This window comes from Paraburkholderia heleia NBRC 101817, from assembly GCF_000739775.1.
GTDB lineage: Bacteria > Pseudomonadota > Gammaproteobacteria > Burkholderiales > Burkholderiaceae > Paraburkholderia > Paraburkholderia heleia.
This window is the reverse complement of the sequence record NZ_BBJH01000026.1, coordinates 65,906-89,005: the sequence shown is the minus strand read 5'-3', so window position 1 is coordinate 89,005 and position 23,100 is coordinate 65,906. Positions and strand designations below refer to the sequence as shown.

Genomic DNA, 23,100 nt, shown 5'->3' with positions numbered 1-23,100 from the left:
GGCGAGTTGGCTCAAGCGAGTTTCTGGCACGCTTCGCATGCGTGCTGATCATGTGATCTGGCTTTGGCGAGCTTGTTCGACGATCCAGTCGATGACGTCGCGCACGTCGTCGCGCGGCGCTTCGTCGGCCTGATGCAGCCAGTAGGCGTAGCCGGTCGGGCCCTCGGCGCGCGCATTGCCGATGGCGGCGAGTCTGCCGTCGGCGAGCAGCGGCTGCACGAGGGCGAGGCGGCCGAGCGCGATACCCCGGCCGGCAGTGGCGGCCTGAATGACCTGGTCGTACTGGTTGAAACGCAGCACGCCGCGAAGCGGCGCGCCGTCGATGCCGCGCACGCCCAGATGATCCGCCCAGCGAAGCATCGGGCGGCGCACGCCTTCGAATTCGAGCAGCACATGGCGCGCGAGCGTGGCCGCGTCGAGCTTCTTCACATTCAACGAAGGATGCGCGACCGGCAGCACGTATTCGTCGTACAGATGCACCGATCGGTTCGCTGCCTCGCGCGCGATACCGGCCGGTGCATAGCGCAGCGCGAGGTCGATGCCTTCGGCGCGCAGATCGAGCACCTTCTCGGAGGTCGCAAGGCGCAGATCGATATCGGGATGCACGCGTTGCAGCTCGCCGATCCGCGGCAGCAGCCACAGGCCCGCAATGCCGATGCTGGCGGTGATCGTTACAGGCTGCCGCATCCGGGGCGCGGCCAGTGCGCCGACGATTTCCTGCATCTGCTGCACCGCGCTGTCCGCTACGCGCAGCAGGCGCTCGCCTTCCGGGGTGAGCGAGATCGAACGATAGCCGCGGTTGAACAGGCGCACGCCCAGCGTCTCTTCGAGCGCGGCGATCTGGCGGCTCACGGCGGATTGCGTGACGCACAGGTCGCCGGCGGCGAGCGTGATGCTCATGCGCCGGCCCACCGCGACGAACCCGCGAATGAGGTCGAGAGAAGGGAGTTTTACGAGCGGCACCGACATGCGTTTTCCTCATGCGAAAGCTGCGCAAAGATTGATTGAAGCAGCGGCCGAGGTCAAGTGAAATCGACGCTCCGGTCTCTTCATGGAGCACGTTCATGCATTCAGCCGATCCGGACGAGGCGCGTCCGCTCGCCGTCGCCATCACCGCCGCCGATGGCTTTACGCTTCGCGCCTATGTATGGCGTCGACACGCGCTGCCGAACGCGGACGCCTCGCGTGCGGTGGTCATCGTCAATTCGGCCACGTCGGTGCGCTGCCACTATTATTTCCGCTTTGGCGCATGGCTGTACCAGCAGGGTTTCGACGTGCTGGTCTACGACTATCGCGGCATTGGCGCTTCTCAGCCTGTTGCACTCGCAACGCTCGATGCGAGCTGGCTGGAATGGGGGGAACGCGATTTCGAAGCGGTGCTGCGCTACGCGCGAAGCCTGTTTCCCGGACAACCGATCGACGTCGTGGGGCATAGCATCGGCGGCTTTCTGGTCGGGCTCGCGCCGTCGAATCATCTCATTCGCCGCGTCTTCACCGTCGGCACACAGTACGCATACTGGCGCGATTACGCACCGCGCAGCATGCCGCTCATGCTCTGGAAATGGCATATCGTGATGCCGGTTCTAACCGGCCTGATGGGGTATTTCCCCGCATCGTGGTTCGGATGGATGGAGGACACGCCGCGCGGCGTCGCGAAGATCTGGAGCCGGGGCCGCGCCCGCTTCGAAGACACGCTGAGCAAAGGGACGCTCGCACGCACGCCAGCGCAGCGCGCGGACATCGTCGCTCGCTTTGGCAACATGCACGCGCCCATTCTTGCTGTCAGCTTCCCCGATGACCCGTTCGGCACCATCCGCGCGATCGAACGCACGCTGCGCTACTTCCCATCCAGCGAGTCGACGCATGTACGCATCGCACCTGCCTCAATTGGCGAGCGCAGCATCGGGCACTTCGCGTTTTTTCACTCGCGATTCGAGCGCAGTCTGTGGCCGCTCGCGCGGCATTGGCTGGCCGACGGCAGCGTCATCGCGACGCCTCCGGCAGCCACGCACCCGAGTTCCAGCCGCGCCGAGGCCGAGAGTGATTCGCCGAGCCACGCAATGCCCCTGCGATGACCGGCCCCGCAGCAGGAGCGACCGGCGAAAGTCCCGTGATCCGCGGGATTGCGCCTTAGAGGTTGATCTGTCCACCCATCTCGACCACCCGGTTCGCAGGGAGGCTGTAGTACTCGGCCGCCTGCGCCGCGTTGCGCGCCATGAAAGCGAAAAGCTTCTCGCGCCATAAGGACATGCCTTTGCTTTGTGCCGTTGCAAGGATCGTGTCGCGGGCCAGAAAGAACGAAGTCGCGGCCGGCTCGTACTGCCAGGTCGGTATCTGTTTCTGCACGAGCAGAAGCAGTGCCGGCACGTTGGGCATTTCCATGAAACCGTGACGCGCCGCGACCACGTAGCAACCGTGCCCAAGATCGCTAACCGAGACTTTTTCGCTATCGGGCACGTGCGGAATGTTCTCGGTCGTGCCGGCCAGAAAGATATTGGTCTCGTGCATCACGCCGTTATGCTTGAGATTGTGCATGAACGCGCTCGGCGTCATGCCGGGCACGCCGCCCGGAAACACCGCCGTTCCGCCCACGCGGGGAGGCGGGTTTGATCCGTCGCACAAGGAATGAATGAATGCCGGAAGCGGCAGGTTATCGCTTTTCACGCGCTCGACGACCATTTCCCGACCGCGGTGCCATGTCGTCATGATGGTGAACAGCACGCCGCCGGCCAGCAGCGGGAACCAGCCGCCATCGAGAACCTTGCTCGCATTGCTCGCGACGAATATCGCATCCACGACGGCGAGCGGCCCGATCACGGCCAGCGTTGCGAGCGGCTTCCAGTTCCACAGGCTGTGAGTGATGAAGTACATGAGCAGCGTCGTGAGCAGCATCGTCGAGGCGACTGCGATGCCGTAAGCGGCCGCGAGATTATCGGAAGACCGGAAGAACACAACGAGGAATACGACCGCCGCATAGAGCGATATGTTGATGAACGGTACGTAGACCTGACCGACTTCGTGTGTCGAGGTGTGGACGACGGGGATGCGAGGCAGCAACCCAAGCTGGACAGCCTGCTTCGTCATGGAAAACGCGCCGGAAATGACGGCTTGCGAAGCGATGATAGTCGCCGCCGTTGCGAGCAGTACTAACGGAAGCAGTGCCCAGCCGGGCGCCTGGGAGAAGAATGGCTGTGTGAGCGCCGAAGGCGTCGACAGCACGAGCGCGGCCTGGCCAAAGTAGTTGAGGATGAGGCTCGGCAGCACGAGCAGCAGCCACGCGAGCCGGATCGGCGTCTTGCCGAAGTGCCCCATGTCCGCATAGAGCGCTTCGCCGCCGGTCAGGGCAAGGAACACGGAGCCGAGGACGACGAACGCGGTACCGGGTGCGTGCGCCACGAAGCTCAAGGCGTAAGACGGCAATGCGCCGCGCAAAATGCCGGGGTTGCGTGCGATATGAGCGACGCCGAGTACGGCGAGCGTCAGGAACCAGACGATCATGACCGGCCCAAAGACTTTTCCGACCGTGGCCGTGCCGTGTTTCTGGAGCTTGAACAGGCCGGTCAGGATAACGAGTGCGATAGGCACGACCCACGCGGCCAGATGGGGATTGACGAGTTCGACGCCTTCCACCGCCGAGATGACCGAAATGGCCGGCGTAATCATCGAATCGCCATAAAACATCGCGGCGCCGAACACGCCGAGCGTGAGAAGCACGGTGCGCAAACGCACGGGCGCCACGCGGGCCGCCAGCGCCGTGAGCGCCAGTATGCCGCCTTCTCCGTCATTGTCCGCGCGCATGACGAAGCTCACGTACTTGAGCGTCACGACGATGATGATCGACCAGAGGATCAGCGAAACGATCCCGAATACGTTGGTCTGGCTAATTCCGCCAGCGGCTTTCAGACATTCGCGCAACGTGTAGAGCGGGCTGGTTCCGATGTCGCCGAACACCACGCCTATGGCGCCCAGAATCAGGGCGGAAGGGACGTCTGTAGCTTGACTGGATGATCGCGCGGATAGGGAGGCCATAGGTCAGGAAAATGAAAATCAGCGTCCCTCAGGACGGGCTGTGGAGCACAGACGTCAGGCCTGGTCTCGCGGCTGATGGGGGTAACGCGGCCTCAGGAAGGCTGCGATCGGGAGGCAGGCGTCTTGTCCGGGACGTCCGCCCGATTTTCATGGGCGTCCGGTTGCCTGAGACTCCATATTCCCCAGATTGCGATCAGAAGGCCGCCGCCAAAGCCGCAACCCAAAAGAAGCCAGGCCGTCGTCATGTCGTATCCCCAAAGTGTGTCGAACGCGCGCAGCGACAGCGGGTCCGGACTCGCACGCTGCAATCGCGCGACAGATACTACAGGCGCATCCTTTCAGAACGCATGACCCGTCTCCCGACGCTCAAGGAAACCGTTCGCGAGCACTGCGCCGGCTCGCCCTGTGGGGCCCAGGCTTGCTCGCGATGCTGGCCGACTGCGACGCCGGCAACGTCGTGACGGCCGCGCAGGCCGGCGCGCTCGAGGACCGTCGCGATCGCGCGCCCGGGTTCTATGGCGCGTGATATGGGTGGGTGCGGTTGTGTGTGCTGCGGGGGCCTGGGGGGCGGTGCAGGGTCTGCGTCCTTCAAACGCGACCCCTGGCTTACAGATTTTTCAATAACGCGAAGTAGACGGCGGCAAACACCACGACAATGCCGATGTTCGCGGCCAGCCTTAGCCAGAACAGATTCTTGAGGAAAATAATATCCACGCCGACGACAACGGCTATCAACAACAAGACGTAAATCGCAACGTACACGTTTCTCATCATTTCGATCGCCAGTCAAAAGAACCCGGTCGCCTGCTGCCATGGAAGCAGCATACGCCGGGACCACGCACTCCACACATCGCATACGTTTCCATTCATTCGTTTCGCAGCCTGGTGCGGCGCATCAGCCAAGGTTGCATGATGCGGCTGGGCGCGCGTTTCCCGGTTTTGGTTATTTTGTTGCTATCTTGCTGAAATGGATGTTGCGAAAGGCTTTTCTGTCTATAGTTAAAGTGCTTTCTCAAAAACTTGATGCGGCGCGGCAAGCTTTGCGCTTTGCATCAGGAGCGTTCGGTTTGCGCAGGGTGTTTTTGCGGCTTCCGGCGAAGAACCTGCAAAACGAACCGGTCTCTGGGAGGACCAGATGAGGCGCACAAAAACGCAGTCACTGCGTTATCAGGTCGAAAAATGGCTCGCACCTACCACACCGGTGCACGTCACCGCGTTTGGCCATACCCCTTCGGGCAGAGCGCGCTATGTGTGCGTGGAGACGCGTCGGACAACGGGATTTCACGCGCTGTTTTTCTTTCAGCATGACGACGGTTACTGGAATGTGTTTCCTCCCGTGGGTGACGAGGCGTAGTGAGGTGGAAAATATAATCAGGCGTCCAATCCAATATAAGTGAAAGTGCTTCACTGCATGCCGGGACCGTTCGCATGCATGCGCCGTTGCAGCGGTCCCAGCGCCGTGGAAAGCAGTGCGCAAGGCAGCAGGATCGCGACGAGCGCGAACATCGTGGTCCTGAACGCATGCGCGTAATCCGTCATGCCGGGCGCCGCGCCGAGCGTCGAGAAGAACAGGCCGCCTAACGTCGCCGCGCCGACGGCGGCGCCGATCTGCAGCGTTGCCGTGACCATGCCCGAAGCGATGCCCGCGCGCTCGGGCTCCACTTCGGCCAGCACGATGCGCACGACAGAGGGCAAAACGAGCCCCTGGCCTATGCCGATCGCGGCGAGTCCCAGGTAGAACCCGGCGCCGGGCTGTGCCGCGCCCGCGAGCGCAGCCGCAATCGCAAGCCCGCTCGCGAGCAGCAAATAGCCCAGTGTCAGCACGCGATAGCCGCCGAACCGATGCACGAGGCGCGGCATCAGCAGCGGGCTGGAAAGAAAGCCGATGCCAAATGGCAGGATCGCGAGTCCCGAAGCGAGCGGCGTCCAGTGCAGGCCGCCTTGCAGATAAATGCCGTAGGTCAGGAAGAACGCGCTCATCGTATAGAAGAGGAACCCCAGCACGAGACCCAGCGCGATGACCGGATTGCGGAAGAGGCGCACGTCGAGCAGGGGATCCTTGCCGTTGACGAGGCTGCGCCACTCCACGCGCAGCAGCAGGCCGAGCATGGGCAGCGAGCCGGCGAGGCAGACGAGCATCCAGAGCGGCCAGCCCGACTCGCGTCCGCGCGTGAGCGGATAGACGAGCATCAGCAGAAACAGCGACAGCAGCAGGGTGCCCGGCACGTCGATGCGCTTGCCGCGCGGCGGCCGGCTTTCCGGGATGAAGCGCCAGCTGCCGATGAGCGCGAGTACGCCAATGGGCAGGTTGACGAGAAAGATCGCGCGCCAGCCCAGACCGAACGGGTGCAGGCTGATGAGCGCGCCGCCGCCAAGCTGCCCGATCACGGCGGCAACGCCGAACACGAAGGCATAAAGCCCCATCACGCGTACCTGCTCGTGCGGCGTGAATACGCTGCGGATCGTGGCGAGCACCTGCGGGGCGAGGGTCGCGGCGAACAGGCCCTGCAGGATGCGCCCGGCGACGAGCGCCGTGCCGCTGGTGGCCAGGCCGCAGAACGTGGAGGCGACGACGAAGCCCGCCATGCCCGCCATGAAGATGCGCTTGCGGCCGTACAGGTCGCCGAGGCGGCCGCCCGTGATCAGCATGACGGCATTCGCGCACGCGTAGGCCGAGACGACCAGCTGGAGTTCGGACGCGTTCGCGCCGAGTCCGTCGCGAATGGCGGGCAGCGCGAGGTTGACGATGAAGTAGTCGAGTGGCGGCAGAATCGCGCCCACGAGCAAAACGACCAGCGCCCAGCCGTGATGGCCGTGGCTGGCGGCGGCGCGCGGCGCCACGGCGCAGGCGGCGTACGTATTGTCAGACATGTGTGTGCTCACTGATAAAGGGCCGGATTTCGTCAGGCCGCGCTATCCAGCACGCGCGCAGCGTGAGTGTCCAGTCGGCATTCTGCGCGACCTCTATCTGACGGAAAAGCGGGAATTGATGGTACTATCCATCGAGTTATTCGATGGATTTGGAACGTCATGCGTGGCTTCGAATTCGACCAGTTGAAGACGTTCGCGGCGGTAGCGAACGTGGGCAGCCTTTCGGCGGCGGCGCCGCTGCTGCATCTTTCGCAATCCACGATCAGCGAGCAGGTACGCAAGCTCGAGGTGCGCGCGGGCATGCCGCTTTTCGTGCGCAGCAAGCGCGGCGTGGAGCTCACGCCCGCGGGCACGCGTTTGCTCGAACATGCGCGGCGTCTCGTCGCGCTCAACGAAGCCGCCTTCGACGACGTGCGCGGCCAGGCCATCAAGGGAGAGCTGCGCGTGGCGATCACCGAGTACTTCCGTACCAACGAGGTGGCCGGTTTGCTCGTGCGGCTGCGCGATTGTTATCCGCAACTGAGTTTGCACGTGAGCGCGATGAAGAGCGCCGATATCGAGGTCGCGTATGCGAAGCGGCAGATCGATCTCGGCGTGGTCATGCACCTGTCGCGCGGCCCGTTCCGGGCCGCCGCCACCGACGCGGACGCGCGCTGGGAGTTGCTGCGCGAGCCGCTCTACTGGGTCGCGTCGCCCACACTCGCCGAGCAGTTGCCGCAAGCGTTGCCGCTCGTGCTGCTGCCGGGGGACTGCATGATGCACCAGGTCGCGGTGCGCTCGCTCGAAGAAAACGGCATTCCCTACGTGCTCGTTCACAGCGCATCGGGCGTGGCCGGGCTGCAGTCCATGCTCGCGGCCGGTCTGGGCGTGGGATGCCTGTGCGCATCGGCGATCGGGGAGGGCCTCGCGCGGCTCGGTCCGAAGCACCGGCTGCCGGCCTTGCCCGATGCCGTGTTCTCGCTCATGCCGCCGCATCCCGGCGAAGGAGACACCGTGACACAAGCGAGAGAAGTGCTGGCGCGGCAACTGCTGGTGTGATGCGCTCGCCGCGCCGGTGCTTCGCGCCTCAATGCGGCACGTTCACGATTCCGTCATTCGCGCGAATCGCATTGCTGCCCGGATGCTCAACGATGGCCGGCAGGTTGGCGAGACCCAGCGGCGGCGCGGCGCCCGGGTTGCCGCCGCGCGGGATCGTGCGGATGACCTGGGAGGGCGGCAGCGGCGTGCCATTCTTCAGATGACTCCACATCAGATTGAGCGCGGCGATGTTGTAGTAGTGCACCGGCACGAAGCGCGTATCGAAGCCCGGTACGGCGAGGAACGCATCGAAGTGCTGACCGTTCAACACCTCGTACAGCGACAAGTGGCTGCGCGAACCTTCCCGTTCGCTGTTAGCCGCGAGATACGCGCGCGAAGCATGATTGATCGGCACGAGCGCGTCGCTGCGGCCTTGCACGATGATCGCGGGCTTGCCGTGCAGGTTTGCATTCACACTGATCGCCTGCACGCTCTGGCGCATGCGCGGATCTCCCTTCGTCCACAACGCGCGCAGACATGCCGCGCCCGCGAAGCTGGCATCGGGCGTGGCGAGCCGATGGTCGGCGCCGCCTGGCGGCGTGAGGTTGTAGACGAGATTGACGCCATTGGTCGGCGGCACGCCGTTGCCCACGCCAAAGAGGGTGAGCATCGGCGAGACGGCGGGCGCAACGCCCGCAGCGCCTGTCGAAGCGTTGGTCGTGCCGAAGCTGAAGCCGCACAGGTTGTCGAGCACGCTCGAGCGCGTGTAGGCATCGGCATAGGTCACCGCGACAGCCGGGACGGCCTGTGAATCCCACATCGGCGCGTGCAGCAGATCGGAGTCCGCTTCATAGCCGGCCTCATGCAGGCGCGCGAGCGCGTCGTTTGCCTGCGCCTGCGTGTCGCCGCCGCGGATGTAGCCTGCCGCCGCGAGCGATGTGCAGCGCGCCTCGCGAATGGCGGTCGTGGTCGCCACGGGCAGCGCCGTGAGATAGGGCGCGCCGGCGGCGGCGTCTGCGAGCGCGGCGCAGGGCTGCAGCAGGTTCGCGAGCGTCATGTAGTCGGCCAGCGGTTTGCCGGCCGCGGCAATACGCTGACCGCCTTCCCTGACTTGCGCGTCACCGGGCATGCGCACGTTGATCTGCGGTTCGCCGACCACGACCGCCGTGATCCACTTGCCCGTGTCCTCTTCGGCTGCCGCGAGCGACGCGCCGCCGCCGTTGCTCACGGATGCGGCGATCGTCGTGATGTCGCCGGGCGCGTAGCGCACACCGCGATTCGATGCGTCGACGCGCGGCGCGAACTGCTGGTTGAGCACCCAGTACGCGAACTGGACCGCTTCGAGTGTGTCCTTGCCCCAGTCCGCTTCGGGGTTCAACTGCGAATGCGCGTGCTTGAACGCATAACGGTTCGGAAACGTCTGGTTGTAGGCGGCGAGCGCAGCCGCCGGCACGTTCGCGGTGAACAGGCTCGTGCGTCCGGCTGTTGCGGCGTTGGCCGTGACGCCATCGATCAGCGTCACGAGGCCGCTCATCAGTTCCTGCGCACCGTTACCCGTGCCCTTGTCGGTATAGGCAACCGCGCAGCCGCGCTTGAGACCCCACTCGCCGGCTGCCGAGATCGCGCCGTACACGCCGCGCGAGCCCGACGACGTGGCTGTCACGATGCATGGGTTGGCCGGATCGAAGCTGGTTGGCACCTGCACGAGCAGGCTGACGTTCTGGCGGCCGCTGCCGTCGTCGGCAAACGCGAGATATTCCGCGCCGGCAATTTTGCCTTCCCCCAGGGTGTCGTTGCCGTAGACATCGACGTTGGGCCCCCAGAAGCGGCCATAACCGCCGTTCGCGCTGATATCGACCAGCGCGCGATAGTTCGCCCAGATCGCGAGCCGGCGCAATTCTGCTGCCGTCGGGGCCGCTGGGTTCGCGATGGCCGGTTGCGGCCCGGCAAGCCCGGTTTTACCGAGTCCGGCGGTCAACAGATCGTCGCTCACGCCATCGTAACGGGTGGTTTGCAGACTACTCGCCACCACGAACGACGGCAGTCTGTTCCATGCCGGGTGGCCGGCGTGACTTTCGTCAGCGCGTGCGCCGGGCACGAGCGCCGCGCCTGCGATGGCGATTGCGGCACACAGGCGTGCCGTTTTAAGCCGGACTGCGAACGGGGTACCTCTCATGGGTGTCTCCTTGTTTGTTGTTAGGGTAGGACGCACTGCATCGGGAAGACCGTTTCGACGTGCCGGCATCGCGGCACCCATGGACATTAGGACATCCCGAAAGCAGATACCAGGAGAGAATGCATGCGGGCATAAGGAGATCGCCTTCCATGCCGTGCTGGCGCTGGAAGGGCGAACTCGCCTGTTGTACACGCGCGGCGGGGATCGCGTTCGCCTGGCGGATTCCCTGCGGGGTTATTTGCAGAGCAGGAGCAGACGCTCCTGATCCGTGCATGGCCGCCCATCGGCCCGCTGCGCGGCGGCGGCACCTTGCGCCGCGGTCGAACCCGTGGCGGCCTGCATGGCGGCCCGATGCGCGAAACACGCCTTCAGACGCCGCTCTACGGGCGGATAGTATTGCCAGCCTTTGCCGAGGCCCGGCAGGTCGAGCTTTACCTGCTTCCACTTCGGATGGCCGTGCTCCTGCAGGTTGGTGAAGTTCTCGCAAAGCGAATCGGCAAAGCGCTTCAGGTTGCCGACCGTATCGCGCAGGTTGTAGTCGTAGGTGACGAGAAAGGCCTTGACCGTCCACGTCGGCACGTCTTCCTTTAGCCAGTTCGGGTAGCTCGACACATGGATCGTCGCGGGATAGTAGGTTTGCTTCGCGCGCGCCGTTTCTGGCGCGTTCGGATCGACGCGCAGGAAGCGGATCTGCTGCAGCAGTTCGGGGTTCATGTCGGTAAAGAGCTTGGCGGGCTGTCCGGCGACGATGATCGCCACATCGATCTTCTTGACGATGAGCGCAGCCAGCGCGTCTTCGTTGCTCAAGTGCTGCGCATTCTGCTCGGGAATCGGCTGGCCGAACATGAGTCGGTACAGCGTCGTTGCCGACTGCGCGGTGCCGCTGCCGATCAGGCCGACGCTGATCACCTTGTCCTTGATCTCGTTGATCGTCTTCATCGGCGAGTCGCTACGTACGACGAAGTAAATCTCTTCGTCATAGAGCGGCATGATGAGCCGCAGCGGCCGTATCAGTGTGCCCGCCTCTTCGTTGCCGGCATTGGCCATATCGACGTAGGCCTGGTAGACGTCGGACTGTACGAGCGCGAGCTTCACGCCGGGCTCGAAGCGCATGCGCTGCACGTTTTCCGCCGAGCCCTTCGACGGGATCACTTCGAGGTCGATGCCCGCCGGCGGCGCCACCCATTTCGCCAGATCCTGGCCGATCTGAATGTACGTGCCGCGCTCCGGGCCGGTCACGATCTTGTAGTTCGCGTCTGCTGCGGCGGCGAGCGCGGCCGTGGAAAAAAGCAGGGCGATCAGCGCCGCCACTCCTGCCAGAGTCTTTTTCAGCATGGTCTCTCTCCCGCCTTGTTTGCGATGTACGGCAGACTTCGATATGTTCTCGAATCCTGTTCAATGCGTGGCGCCCGGCGGCGCGGCGCGCTTCCAGCCGTTTTGCACGATCGCGCGCTCCTGTGCGTCGACGCCGTTGTCGCCGCCGGCGGGACTGGATGCCGGCGCGACGTTTGCTGCGTTCGCTGCGTTCGTGACATTCGTCGCGTTCGCGGTGTTTGCGGTGTTCGCCGTGTTCATCGCGCCCGGCAGGGGGGGCGGCGCTGCGCCCGTATTCCAGTCCTGCGATGAAGGCAGCCGCACGGTGTTCGCGCCGCGCGGCAATGCCGCTGCCGCGTTCGTTGACGGGGCGCCATTGGCTGGGCTTAGCGGCTTCCAGGCCGTCGATACGATGGCGCGCTCCATCAACGATTGCGCGGCTTGACTGCCCGAGTCGATCGCGAGCGCTTCCGAAGCCTGTTGCTGCACGCAGGCCCAGGCACGCTGCGCGACGCAGCGGTCTGCGTTTTGCAACGCGCTATCGCGCCGCTGCTCGCGCGCCGCAATATCGCCTTGTAGCGCGCGCGCCTCCTCGTTGACCGGGTCGCGCGCGAGCACGGCATTGGCCGCGGCCTTCGCGTCGAACAGGTTATTCTCCGCGAGGCTGGTCCGCGCGACACGCAGGCCCTCGGCCACGTCCGCGAATTGCGGCGCCGGGTGCGCATTGCGCGAGGGCGATTGCGGCTGCTCGCTCATCTGCTTGCCATCGGCAGCGGACGTCTCATCCGCCTGCTGCGTGGGCGCATTGGTCGAAACCGAACCGCCCGAAGAGTGCAGGGTCGCTTCGCCGGCTGTGCCCTCGCGCGGCCGGTTCGCGCCGAGCAGCAGATACGTGCCGTACGCGAACGCAAGAATGAGCGCGAATACGAACAGGCCTCTGGGAAAGAGCCATTGCCCCATCTGCGCAATCCGCACCCCGTGTGCAAGCGCCAGGGTGTGCTGCGCGGCGTGCTGACCGCCGGTGTCCAGTGACGGGCCGTCGGTCGCGGGTAGGCCCGCTTGCGCGAGCTTCGCGGCCATGGGGGCGGGCGGCGTCGCCGCCGTGGCGCCGAGGGGCGTCACCGTGGCTTTCGGATGAGTACCCGGCGCGACCTTGCCGAGTGGACAATCAGTGCCGCAGTAAGGGCAGAAGTCGAAGTTCTCGTACAGTAGCCCGCCGCAACGCTTGCACGCTGCGGGAAAATTCTGGTCGCGACCAATCTGAGCGGACATGATGTCGTCCTACCGTTATGGCAATGCCATTTCGGCATGCTCAGAATCGTCGTTGAAGCGAGGGGCAAGGCCTCGCGGAACTCACGATCTGCATGCGCAGGAAAGCGACGGGGCCGGACCGAGCACAGCCGTCTGGTCAAAATATGGTTGATTTCGCACAGCGCGTCAATCTCGGTTGTTGTCCAGCGCACATATGCGCGATGGCTGCGTTCCGGTAAAAAGCACTTTGCGGAATTTATTACCGTGCGGGGCTTTTTTTATTTATCAGAATAGCTAAATGAGATGGTGTCCTTCTTCGCCGTTCCGCATCTGGCGAGAAGTGTGGCCCTAATTGGGCGCGTTGGCGGATGCACGCGAGCCACGGATTGCAATCATCCAGACAATCCGTGGGGCATGGTCGAGCTTGCATTCACCAGAAGCTCGCGGTCGCGCCGCAACGAGATCTCGCATCGCCGGCCCGCATGCATACGACCGTTTCACCCTCGACGCAATTGCTGCGCGCGCAACGAATCAGCGTGCATAGGCTCCGAAACTATCCCTTGACAAAGTACTGCGTCGCCTCCTATTTTTCCTCTGCCATCCTTTCATTACCAAATATTTCCAACGGAATCACGTCGGTAAAACTCAACGGTTTTGCTCGATGCGACATGGATTATTTAGGTAACCATAATAAAAAATTTCCGTTCGATATGAATCGTTTTTGTCAGGAATGGAAAGTTAAATGTCAGCCGTTTTTTGCTGGTAATTTCATTTGAATTCCGGCGTCTTGTTCAAGGCGTTAATGCCGGTGAATGCGGTCCCCGCGTAGTGTGATGTCGTCATTCGAAGGGGTATAACAATGCATCCGGACAGTCAATCCAGCATGGGCTTGAGCTGCAGCCGCAGCCAACTGTGCCATGCAGGCGCGATCGCTATCGGCGTGGTGCTGCTTGCGGGTTGCGGCGGTGGCGACAGTAGCCCGTCCTCGTCTGGCGCGAGCGCGCTGAACCAGGTTTCGGCGAGCGCGAAAGCCGCCGCGCAAACGCCGAACTCGCCAAACGCCAACCAGCCCTATACGGACCCGATCGCCTATTCGGCGAACGCCAGCGATGGTCTTGCGGCGTCGCAGGTTGCCGAGAAAGCCGCGATCATGCATTACCGATGGACCTCAGGCAAGACGACGATCAACTACACGACGACAACCGGACACCTGACCGCATCGGACGCAAACGGCAATCCGGAGGCGACGATGTCGTACGTTGCCTATACCGCGCCGGGCACGAACGGCTCGCCGCGGCCAGTGACGTTCATCTATAACGGCGGACCGGGTTCGTCGTCGATCTGGTTGCGTCTTGGCTCGTTTGCGCCGACGCGTGTCGCCACGCCCGATCCGCTGCTCACCAACTGGCCGAACTTTCCGCTCGTGAACAATGCCGAGAGCCTGATCGATACGACAGACATGGTGTTCATCGACCCGCCGGGCACGGGGCTTTCGGAGGCCATTTTGCCGAACACGAACCAGAAGTTCTGGGGCTGTGATCCCGACGTGAACGTGATGCGCGATTTCATCAAGCGTTACCTGGCCGTGAACAACCGCAGCAGTTCGCCGATTTATCTCTACGGCGAGTCGTATGGCACGCCGCGCACCGACATGCTTGCGCTCGCGCTCGAGGCAGCGGGCGTGCAATTGACCGGCATCGTGCTTCAGTCGTCCATCCTGAACTACTTTGCCGATGCGATCGAGGCGACGGCCATCACGGATTCGACAGCGGGCCTGTTGCTCGATACCGATACACTCGCGGGCTATTATCCAGGCTACGCCGAGGTGGCCGCCTACTTCAATCTGGTTTCGCCGCCATTGATCGATCAAGGTCTCTTCGCGTTGCAGTCGGAGATCTTCGCCACGGGCCAGTATCAGCATTTGCGCAAATACGCGCAGTCGTGGGTGCTGAGTCAACTCGGCATTCCCGATGCGCTGGGCAAGCCGGTCTTTCCACCCGAGAAAACGCTGGAGTCGTGGCGCTGGCCTTCGAGCCTCACGTTGCAGGCGCTCAATGGCTACTTCAACGTGAATCCGTTCAATAACGAACTGATCCCGGGCACGACGATCGGTCGTTACGACGGGCGCGTATCGTTGCCGAATTCGGATCCGCGTTTGCAGAGCGACGGCGACCCATCGGACATTCTCATCGCGCAGCCGTTCACGACCGCACTCGCCACGCAAATGCCGGATTATCTCGGCTACACGGCGCCGAATGCGACGTACATGCCACTGAACGACAACATCATCGAGGTCTGGGACTTCTCGCACGACGGCCAGCCGCTGCCCGATACGCTGCCCGACCTGCTCGGCGCGATTCAGCTCAATCCGCAGCTGAAGGTGCTCGCGGAGAACGGCTATCACGATCTCGCTACGCCGTTCTTCAATACGGAGAAGCAGCTTGCGCGTCTGCAAACGGTGGCTGGCTTGAGCCCGAACCTGCAGGTCAACTTCTTCCAGGGCGGACACATGATTTATCTGGACGACGTGGCGCGTCCGAAAATGAAGGCTGATCTCGTGAGCTACTATGGTGGTCAGCCCATACCACTGGCGCTTTCGCTCTGGACGCTTCCGCAGCCGTGGCCCGACGAGAATCCCGCGGGTACGCCGACTTCCACGGCAGTCGCAGCAGCGGCCCAATAACGTCACAGGCAGGGGCTCTCGTCGAACGTCGTTGATCGATAGTCGGTGGAGGCCCGCTCCTCACTCATTGAAAGCGAGCGATCATGTCTACGTTCAAAAATCTGTGGTGCGTTGCTCCGCTCATGTTGGGCGCGGTCGCTGCGGTCGCGGCTGGCCATGCCCAGGCGGCAACGCAAGCGGTGGCGCCCGTTCAGCTTCCGAAGGGCGGCCACGGTGTGGATGGCCCATTTTTTCCGTCGAGCCGGCCAGCACCGCTCACGCCTTCCACCGGTACACAGTTGCAGCAGCAGGCGCAGCAGCGAGTGGAGGCTCGCCTGGGCGCGAATTCCACATTGAGCAACGGCGCTTCGATCACGAAAGCCCAGGCGCAAAGCAGCGGGCTGGGGTATATCGCGCAGCATTTCGATCAGATCGACACGGCGCATACAGGCAGGGTGTCGATGAGCGACGTGCGACAATATCTGCAGAAACAGGGTCAATGAGGCCGCAAGTCTGTCGCGCTGCAGTGGGCCGCGTTGCACGTATTCGTGGCGCGCAACGCGGCCTTTCGATCCACACGATGCTTCGCTCTTTCGCTGAATAAGCGCGAAAGCGACCGCAGCGATTTAATTCGGCATTTCCGGTGCATGCACGCCGTTTCACAGCAACGGCGGGGCCAATGGTACGCTTGGGCTTATCGAGACCACGTGGCTGGAGATTGCCGATCATGAAGCGTTTGTGCTGCGCAGCGTTCCTTGCTTTACTCGTTGCCGCTTGTGCTTCACCGCCGCCGCCGCCCGCTGCCGACACCAGCACCTACATGCTGCACACACCCGATGGCGCGAAGCCCGGTTCGGCCACCTCGAAGCCGCCTAGACTCACCGTGGGCGTTAGCGATCCCGACACGCAGCTGATTCTTCCGTGGTTTCTCAACGACATCATCAACTTTGTGAATTACCGCTAGTTCCTGCGCTTTCTCCCGACCCGGAAAAACCCTCCCTTGAAGCCTGAAAATCCTTTTCCTACTCTATGAAACGTTTCAGTCCGGGCATATAACCGCAAGCACATCACCTCGGGCGGACAGACCAGCATGGACGACCGCAAGAAAAGTGCCAGTACGCTGAAGGACGTCGCGAATGCGGCGGGTGTCTCGCTGGGCACCGCGTCGAAGGTGCTCGCGGGTGCCGCAAATGTGAGCGAAGCGCGCCGGCGGCAAGTCTGGGAAGCGGCCCGCAAGCTCGGCTACCGGCGCAACAGTCTGGCCGCCGAATTGCGCAGTTGCCGCTCCACGTCGATTGGCTTTGTCGTGCCGGACCTGACCAATTCGTTCTTCATCGAACTGGTCTGCGCACTCGAAGACCACGCACTCGAATCGGGTTACCGGCTCATCCTTGCGCATGCCCAGGAAGACCCGGAGCGCGAAGCGGAGCGCATCCGCTTCGTCCTCTCGCGCCAGGTGGCGGGCATGATCATCATTCCATGCCACGGCTACGAACACGCGATCAGCGAACTGCGCGAGTGCGACGTGCCGCTTGTGATGGCCGATCGCGTCGACAACAGTTTTCCCGCCAACACGGTCACGACCGACAGTCATCGCGCGGCGCTGGACGGCACCGCGCATCTGATCGCCCTCGGCCACCGCCGTATCACGTTCATCGTCAACGCGCTCGATCTCGTGAACAGCCGCGAGCGTGCCCAGGGCTACCGGGATGCGATGCAGCGCGCCGGACTGGCGCCGCACGCCAACGTCGTGGTGTGCGGCATGAGCGAGACCGAAAGCCACGCGACGACGCTCGGCGTGCTCGCCGCGCGCGAGCGCCCCACGGCGCTCTTCACCGGCGCGAATGTCGCGACGCTCGGCGCGCTGCGGGCAATCCGCGACGCGGGCCTGCAACTGCCGGACGACATGTCGCTGCTTTCCTTCGACGACGCACCGTGGATGTCGGTGCTGCGTCCCGGCATCAGTTCGATTCGACAGCCCGCCGAGGCGATTGCCCGCGGCATCTGGCATCTCCTGCACAAGCAGTTGCTGGGCGAGAACCCGGAGATCGTGCACCTGCGCATGCGTGCCGACTTGCGCGTGCGCGACAGCACAGGCCCGGTGCGGGATGACGAATGGGGCGAAGCGGCACGCGCTGCCGCCGCGCCGCCGCTATAACGTTCTATTTTTTGCGGTACCCGAGGCAGGCCGCACGTGCCGCCCGGTTCAGACAACAAAGGAGACAGGGCAATGGACAGTCAACGACGCATTCTGATTGCGGGTCTGGTCGCCGTGCCGCTTGCCGGTGCAGCGGGTCTTCTCGGGACGCTGAGCGCACCCGCGTTCGGGCAGCAAAAGAAATACCGCTTCGGCTTCTCGCAGGTGACCACGGTCGAGCCCTGGCGCGTGCAGTTCAACAAGGACATGAAAGCCGAGGCCGCGAAGCATCCCGAGGTCGATCTGATCATTGCCGACGCCGGCGACCGCACGGACAAGCAGAATGCCGACATGGAGAATTTCATTGCCCAGAAGATGGATGCGATTTTCATTTCGCCCAAGGAGTCGGCGGGGCTGACCGGCGTTGTGGAAAAAGCCTATAAGGCGGGCATTCCCGTGTTCGTGCTCGACCGCGAGGTGAACGGCGAGTCCTATACGCAGTTCATTGGCGGCGACAACGTGCAGATCGGCCGCGAAGCGGGCACATTCATGGTCAAGCTGATGGGCGGCCCGGGTCATGCACAGGGCAATCTCGTCGAGGTTTGGGGCGGCTTCGGCGCGCAGCCGGCGCACGACCGCCACGATGGCGCGGCGAGCGTGATCGGCAAGGAGCCGGGCATCAAACTCGTGGGCGAGCGCGTGGACTGCGACTGGAAGCAGGACAAGGCATACGAGTATATGAAGACGGTGTTGCGCGTGAATCCGAAAATCGATGTCGTCTACGGGCACAACGATCCCATGGCCTATGGCGCCTATCTTGCAGCCAAGGACGCGGGGCGCGACAAGAGCATCAAGTTCGTGGGCATCGACGGCTTGCCGCAGGAGGGCGCGACCTGGGTCTCGCAAGGCCTGCTTGCCGGCACATTCATGTACCCCACGCCCGGCGCCGAAGGCATACGCCAGGCGCTCAAGCTGCTCCACGGCGAAAAGATCCCGAAGAAGGTCACGTTGCCGACCCAGGGCATTTTTGCAGACAACGCCAAGGCGTATATTGCTAGCCACTCCTGAATGAATGCCACTGCCACCGCGCCGCTCATCGAGGCGGCAGGCCTGTCGATTTCGTTCAACGGCAGTGCCGTGTTATCGGGCGTCGACTTCGATGTCGTGGCGGGCGAGGTGCATGCGCTCGTCGGCGAGAACGGTGCGGGCAAATCGAGCCTGATGAAGATGCTGGGCGGGCTGTATACGCCGGACAGCGGCACGATACGCGTGCGAGGCGTGTCCACGCGCCTCGCGAGCGTCAACGACGCAATCGATGCAGGGATCGCGGTCATTCATCAGGAGCTGAACCTTGTCGACACGCTCTCCGCGGTCGACAACATATTCCTCGGCAAGGAACCGCGCACACGCTGGGGCTTTCCCGACCGGCGCGCCATGCGCACGGCTGCGTGCAGCGTACTTGGTCAACTGGGCTTTCGCGCGAGCCCGGACACGCTGGTCGGCGCGCTGCGGGTGGGCGAAAAGCAACTGGTGGAAATTGCCAAGTCGCTGGTGGCCGAAGCACGGGTGCTGATCATGGACGAGCCGACCTCGGCGCTTTCCGACGCGGAGACGCACGCGCTCCTAACGCTCACGCGGCAACTGCGCGAACGCGGCATGGGCATCGTGCTGATCAGCCACCGGTTGGGCGAAGTCTTCGCCGTGGCCGACCGCGTGACCGTGCTGCGCGACGGCCGGCGCATCTCGACGCTGCCGGTCGCACAGGTGGAGTCGTCCACCGCGATCGTCTCGATGATGATCGGCAAGGACTTCGCCCCGCCGGAGCGCGGTGCGGACGAGGCGCCGCGCGCTCGCAGCACGAGTGTGGAGGTACGCAATCTTTCGTTGTGGGGGCCGTCTCGCGCGATGGTGCGCGACGTATCGTTTGCGGTGCGCGAGGGCGAAGTGTTCGGCCTCTCGGGTCTGCTGGGCGCGGGCAAGACCGAAGTGCTCGAAGCGATCTACGGGATCTCGGCCTACCGAAAGGAGGGGAGCATTGCGATCGCGGGCCAGCGGCGTTCATTCAGGCATCCGAACGAGGCTGCGCAAGCGGGTCTCGCTTTCGTGACCGAAGACCGCAAGAAGGATGGTCTCGTGCTCGACCAGTCGCTGGAAGCGAATTTCGTGCTGCCGTCGTTACCGCGCGTGCCCGGCTTTCCGTTCTACCGGCGACGCAGGCTGTGCGGCTGGGCCGCCGAACAGGCGCGCGCCTCGCGGGTCAAGCATCGCAGCCTCGCGCAAAGCGCCAACAGCCTGTCGGGTGGCAATCAGCAAAAGCTCATCATCGGCAAATGGCTGATGACGAGGCCGCGCATCCTTTTGCTCGACGAACCGACGCGCGGCGTGGACGTCGCCGCCAAAGCGGAGATATACCGGCAGATTCTCGACGCGGCGCGCTCGGGCGTGACGGTGCTGATCGCCAGCTCGGAAATCGACGAGTTGACTTTGCTGTGCGACCGCATTCTCGTGCTGTGCGAAGGGCGCGCCAAACAGATCGTGCCGCGCAGCGACTTTTCCGGCGATCTGCTGATCAATCTCGCTTCGCCTTGAATCGACTCTGACTGGAGGCTGACCATGCTGCATGTGCAGGACCACGTCGCCGAGCCGGACGCGCCAACGCGCAGGCGTCAACTCAGCACGCTCATGACGCACCTCAAGTACTACCTGGGGCTGATCCTGCTGCTCGTGGTGGGCGCGTTCACTTCGCCTCACTCGACCGATGGCGGCAACATCTTTCTTTCCAGTGCCAATATTTCCGACGTGTTTCGCGAGGTCGCCAACGTCGGCGTGATGTCGATCGGCATGACGCTCGTGATCATCACCGCGGGCATCGACCTTTCCGTCGGGGCGATCATGGGGCTGGGCAGCGTGCTGACCGCCATGCTGCTCACCACGGAGGGTTGGAACCGGGCGACCTACGCCTCGCTCGTGCTCAACGCGATTGCCGTGTTCTCGATCGTGTTCATCGTATCAGGTGCATGGCGCAGGCCGCAACGTCTGCAGGGTGTGCATACGGGCGCCGCGCGCGCGGTGCGCGGCGGCATTGCGCTGCTGTGCGCGGCGCTGGCGTGCCTGTATATCGCGTTGCACGCGGCGCACCGCATGCCGCTTGCAGGCGTGCTCTGGATCGTACCGCTCGCGGGCTTCACGGTGGGCAGCATCAACGGCTGGATCATCACGCGCGGGCGCATGCAGCCGTTCATCGTCACGCTTGCGGCGATGGTCGGCGTGCTCGGCGCCGCGCGGCTGATCGCGGGGCAGGATACCGCCGTCTATTCGATTTACAGCGGCACGAACGCGACCGCCGATATCGAGAATCTGCGGGCACTGCTGTTCAATCTGATCCCCGTGCCTGCGCTTTTCTTCCTCGTGATCGCACTCCTATTCAGCTTCGTGATGAATCGCACGGTGTTCGGAAAATATCTGTATGCGATAGGCGGAAACGAGAAATGCGCCGTGGTTTCAGGGCTCGACGTCAACCGCTACAAAATGATGGCCTACGCCGTTTCCGGTCTGCTCGCTGCGCTGGTTGGCGTGCTCTATGCGGCGCAGTACCGCCAGGGGAAGGCCGATGCCGGGACCGGCTGGGAACTCGATGCAATTGCGGCCGTCGTGATTGGCGGGACGAGTCTGGCCGGCGGTGTCGGGCGGATATCGGGCACGGTGGCGGGCGTGCTTATATTCGGTTTCCTCGGCAACATTCTGTTGCTCAACGATATCGACAGCAATACCCAGCTGGTCCTCAAAGGCCTGATCATCGTGATTGCCGTGTTTCTGCAGCAGACCGACTATGGCCGCGGCGGCTGGATCAAGCGGATCAAACATGTCGTTGCGCAGCGCGATCGATAAATAAAGCCGGAAAGCCCGCGGGGCGGATTCAAAGTCCCGCGCGGAATGTGCTTACCGGAGAATCTCAACTCGTTGCCCGGCAGGGTATACCTTGATGACCTTCACTATTGCCAGGCCTGCTGGTGACAGCGCTGTCAGTAGAGCCCGCAACGCTGCAGACACAACGGGCAAAATATTTTCGTGTTGTCGTTGCAACTTCACAACATCAGGGCGCCGCGTTTGAAAGCGCTGTCAAGCGCGATTTGGCCGATGTAGCGCGGTTGTTCGGTGCATTTCCTTCGCTGCGCATATTTTCTCTCACGACCGCGAACGGAGTTGCGAGCTTCGTGACCATAACGGAATGGTCACGAAGCAGGGGCCTACTCCTGGGCCGTGCGCTGTGCAACTGTTATCGGTAACAGCGTTTTCCCTGGCCCGCCGGTTCGATACACGGCGCAGGGGCGTCCCTATAATCGCCTCGAAATGTGATCTGGAACATTTCAGTGAGGCAGCCTGGTAGGGAACGTGTAGAGCGCACGCGACCTGCGCGGTTTGGAGACGCCAAAATATATATAGGATATCTAATGAAAAAGAAGCTTATTGCATTGTCGGTGATGGCAGCTGCGACGACGATGGCGCACGCGCAGAGCAGCGTCACACTGTATGGCCGTATCGACAACGGCGTGCAGTACGAAACTGGCCTGCCCGGCGGTAGCAGGTTCTCGGCACAGAGCGGCGACTGGGGTTGCTCCTGGTTCGGCCTGCTGGGTTCGGAAGATCTCGGCGGCGGCACGAAGGCCGTGTTCCAGCTGGAAGGCCAGCTCAATACGATGACCGGCGCTTCGGCGGGCAACCTGTTTGGCCGTCATGCCACGGTGGGCTTCTCCAACGACCGCTTCGGTCTGTTCAAGATGGGTAACCTCGGCGCCGGCGAACTCTCGCAGGACAGCTGGGGCGCGGACCCGCAGCTGATGCAGCGTTACGCCATCTCGACGCTGGTGCGCGGCCGTAACTGGGCGAGCACGAGCAACGGCGCCGAATATGATTCGCCAACGCTGTTCGGCGGTCTCGTGTTCAAGGGCCAGTATTCGCTGACCAACAACACGAGCTGGAACTCGGCGCCTGTCAACGCGCAGGGCGTGCCGACGGGGCAGGGCCGCACGAACGCGGTCGAAGGTATCTACACGTGGGGCAGCGGCGATTTCCGCGTGATTTATGACGAAGTCCGCGGTGCGAACGGCTCGTTCAACAATGTGTATTCGGCTTCGCGCTCGCTGCTCGTCGGCGGCACCTACGTGCTCGGTCCGGTGAAGATTTACGCGGGCTACCAGCATCTGAGCGCACCGGACGCCACCAACGCAAGCATGGGCGTGACCGACGCGTCGCAGCCGGCTGGCGTGAGCGCACCGACCTCGGTGAACCACGAGTGGATCGGCGCCGGCTGGCAGGTGAACGACGCTTCGGCGATTACGGCTGCCGTATTCCACGCGAACGCGAACAACGGCAACGGCAACGCCACGCTGTTCACGCTCGGCACGACGTACAACCTGTCGAAGCGCACGTTCCTGTATGCGGAAGCCGGCTACGTCCACAACAGCTCGACGTCGAACATCAACCTCGGCAATGGTCCGTACGGCAACAACAACTTCGACGCGGCGACGGGCACGTCGTCGAACGACAACCCGAACTACGGTCACAGCCAGACCGGCGTGTTCGCGGGCATCATGCACATGTTCTGATTTGACTTCGTTTGACCTGTAGTTGTTGTGATCTCTT

Annotated in this window: 17 protein-coding genes; 10 read left to right on the top strand and 7 right to left on the bottom strand. The window is 63.3% G+C overall.

What is annotated here, in order from left to right; translation table 11 throughout:
- Positions 1-48: 48 nt before the first annotated feature.
- Positions 49-969, bottom strand: coding sequence for a LysR substrate-binding domain-containing protein (locus BHE01S_RS21915; RefSeq protein ID WP_042267618.1), 921 nt, complete (start codon positions 967-969; stop codon positions 49-51).
- 95 nt (positions 970-1,064) lie between these two features.
- Here BHE01S_RS21915 and BHE01S_RS21910 point away from each other — a divergent pair, with 95 nt between their 5' ends.
- Positions 1,065-2,075: an alpha/beta hydrolase family protein gene (locus BHE01S_RS21910; RefSeq protein ID WP_042267617.1), complete on the top strand. Its 1,011-nt coding sequence runs from the start codon at positions 1,065-1,067 to the stop codon at positions 2,073-2,075.
- A gap of 55 nt (positions 2,076-2,130) precedes the next feature.
- Here the strand turns inward: BHE01S_RS21910 and BHE01S_RS21905 are convergent, their stop codons facing one another.
- The 3 genes from BHE01S_RS21905 to BHE01S_RS21900 all read right to left on the bottom strand — a co-directional run bounded on the left by BHE01S_RS21905 (position 2,131) and on the right by BHE01S_RS21900 (position 6,900).
- The gene (locus tag BHE01S_RS21905; RefSeq protein ID WP_042267614.1) at positions 2,131-4,029 is read right to left on the bottom strand and encodes a potassium transporter Kup; all 1,899 of its coding nucleotides are present in this window, start codon (positions 4,027-4,029) and stop codon (positions 2,131-2,133) included.
- A gap of 606 nt (positions 4,030-4,635) precedes the next feature.
- On the bottom strand, positions 4,636-4,791 hold the full coding sequence (locus tag BHE01S_RS38490; protein ID WP_167337700.1) for a hypothetical protein: 156 nt from the start codon (positions 4,789-4,791) through the stop codon (positions 4,636-4,638).
- 642 nt (positions 4,792-5,433) lie between these two features.
- Positions 5,434-6,900 carry an MFS transporter gene (locus BHE01S_RS21900; protein WP_042267613.1) on the bottom strand — a complete coding sequence of 489 codons (1,467 nt, stop codon included), beginning with the start codon at positions 6,898-6,900 and terminating at the stop codon, positions 5,434-5,436.
- 159 nt (positions 6,901-7,059) lie between these two features.
- Here BHE01S_RS21900 and BHE01S_RS21895 point away from each other — a divergent pair, with 159 nt between their 5' ends.
- Entirely contained in the window at positions 7,060-7,938 is an 879-nt protein-coding gene (locus BHE01S_RS21895) for a LysR family transcriptional regulator (RefSeq protein WP_042267611.1), read from the top strand.
- Between the two features lie 28 nt (positions 7,939-7,966).
- Here BHE01S_RS21895 and BHE01S_RS21890 read toward each other — a convergent pair whose 3' ends face one another.
- From BHE01S_RS21890 to BHE01S_RS21880, 3 genes are all read right to left on the bottom strand, one after another.
- Positions 7,967-10,093: a D-(-)-3-hydroxybutyrate oligomer hydrolase gene (locus tag BHE01S_RS21890; protein WP_084069092.1), complete on the bottom strand. Its 2,127-nt coding sequence runs from the start codon at positions 10,091-10,093 to the stop codon at positions 7,967-7,969.
- A 234-nt stretch (positions 10,094-10,327) separates the two neighbouring features.
- The gene (locus tag BHE01S_RS21885; RefSeq protein WP_042267607.1) at positions 10,328-11,428 is read right to left on the bottom strand and encodes a TAXI family TRAP transporter solute-binding subunit; all 1,101 of its coding nucleotides are present in this window, start codon (positions 11,426-11,428) and stop codon (positions 10,328-10,330) included.
- Positions 11,429-11,488: 60 nt separating this feature from the next.
- Entirely contained in the window at positions 11,489-12,679 is a 1,191-nt protein-coding gene (locus BHE01S_RS21880; RefSeq protein WP_042267604.1) for a zinc ribbon domain-containing protein, read from the bottom strand.
- An 838-nt stretch (positions 12,680-13,517) separates the two neighbouring features.
- Between BHE01S_RS21880 and BHE01S_RS21875 the strand changes: the two genes are divergently transcribed.
- The 8 genes from BHE01S_RS21875 (at position 13,518) to BHE01S_RS21840 (ending at position 23,063) form a co-directional block, all read left to right on the top strand.
- A complete protein-coding gene (locus BHE01S_RS21875; RefSeq protein WP_042267602.1) occupies positions 13,518-15,341 on the top strand; it encodes a S10 family serine carboxypeptidase-like protein in 1,824 nt (607 codons plus the stop codon).
- Between the two features lie 122 nt (positions 15,342-15,463).
- Positions 15,464-15,823, top strand: coding sequence for a 2-oxoglutarate dehydrogenase (locus BHE01S_RS21870; protein ID WP_407669542.1), 360 nt, complete (start codon positions 15,464-15,466; stop codon positions 15,821-15,823).
- Positions 15,824-16,047: 224 nt separating this feature from the next.
- Positions 16,048-16,284: a hypothetical protein gene (locus BHE01S_RS21865; protein ID WP_042267599.1), complete on the top strand. Its 237-nt coding sequence runs from the start codon at positions 16,048-16,050 to the stop codon at positions 16,282-16,284.
- 126 nt (positions 16,285-16,410) lie between these two features.
- Positions 16,411-17,478 (top strand): LacI family DNA-binding transcriptional regulator, encoded by a 1,068-nt coding sequence (locus BHE01S_RS21860; protein ID WP_042267597.1) that lies wholly within the window; start codon positions 16,411-16,413, stop codon positions 17,476-17,478.
- Positions 17,479-17,550: 72 nt separating this feature from the next.
- Positions 17,551-18,525 carry a substrate-binding domain-containing protein gene (locus BHE01S_RS21855; RefSeq protein ID WP_042267595.1) on the top strand — a complete coding sequence of 325 codons (975 nt, stop codon included), beginning with the start codon at positions 17,551-17,553 and terminating at the stop codon, positions 18,523-18,525.
- Entirely contained in the window at positions 18,526-20,046 is a 1,521-nt protein-coding gene (locus BHE01S_RS21850) for a sugar ABC transporter ATP-binding protein (RefSeq protein ID WP_042267594.1), read from the top strand. It abuts the gene before it with no gap.
- Positions 20,047-20,070: 24 nt separating this feature from the next.
- Entirely contained in the window at positions 20,071-21,345 is a 1,275-nt protein-coding gene (locus tag BHE01S_RS21845; protein WP_052406043.1) for an ABC transporter permease, read from the top strand.
- 563 nt (positions 21,346-21,908) lie between these two features.
- Entirely contained in the window at positions 21,909-23,063 is a 1,155-nt protein-coding gene (locus tag BHE01S_RS21840) for a porin (protein WP_042267593.1), read from the top strand.
- The last annotated feature ends 37 nt before the right edge of the window (positions 23,064-23,100 follow it).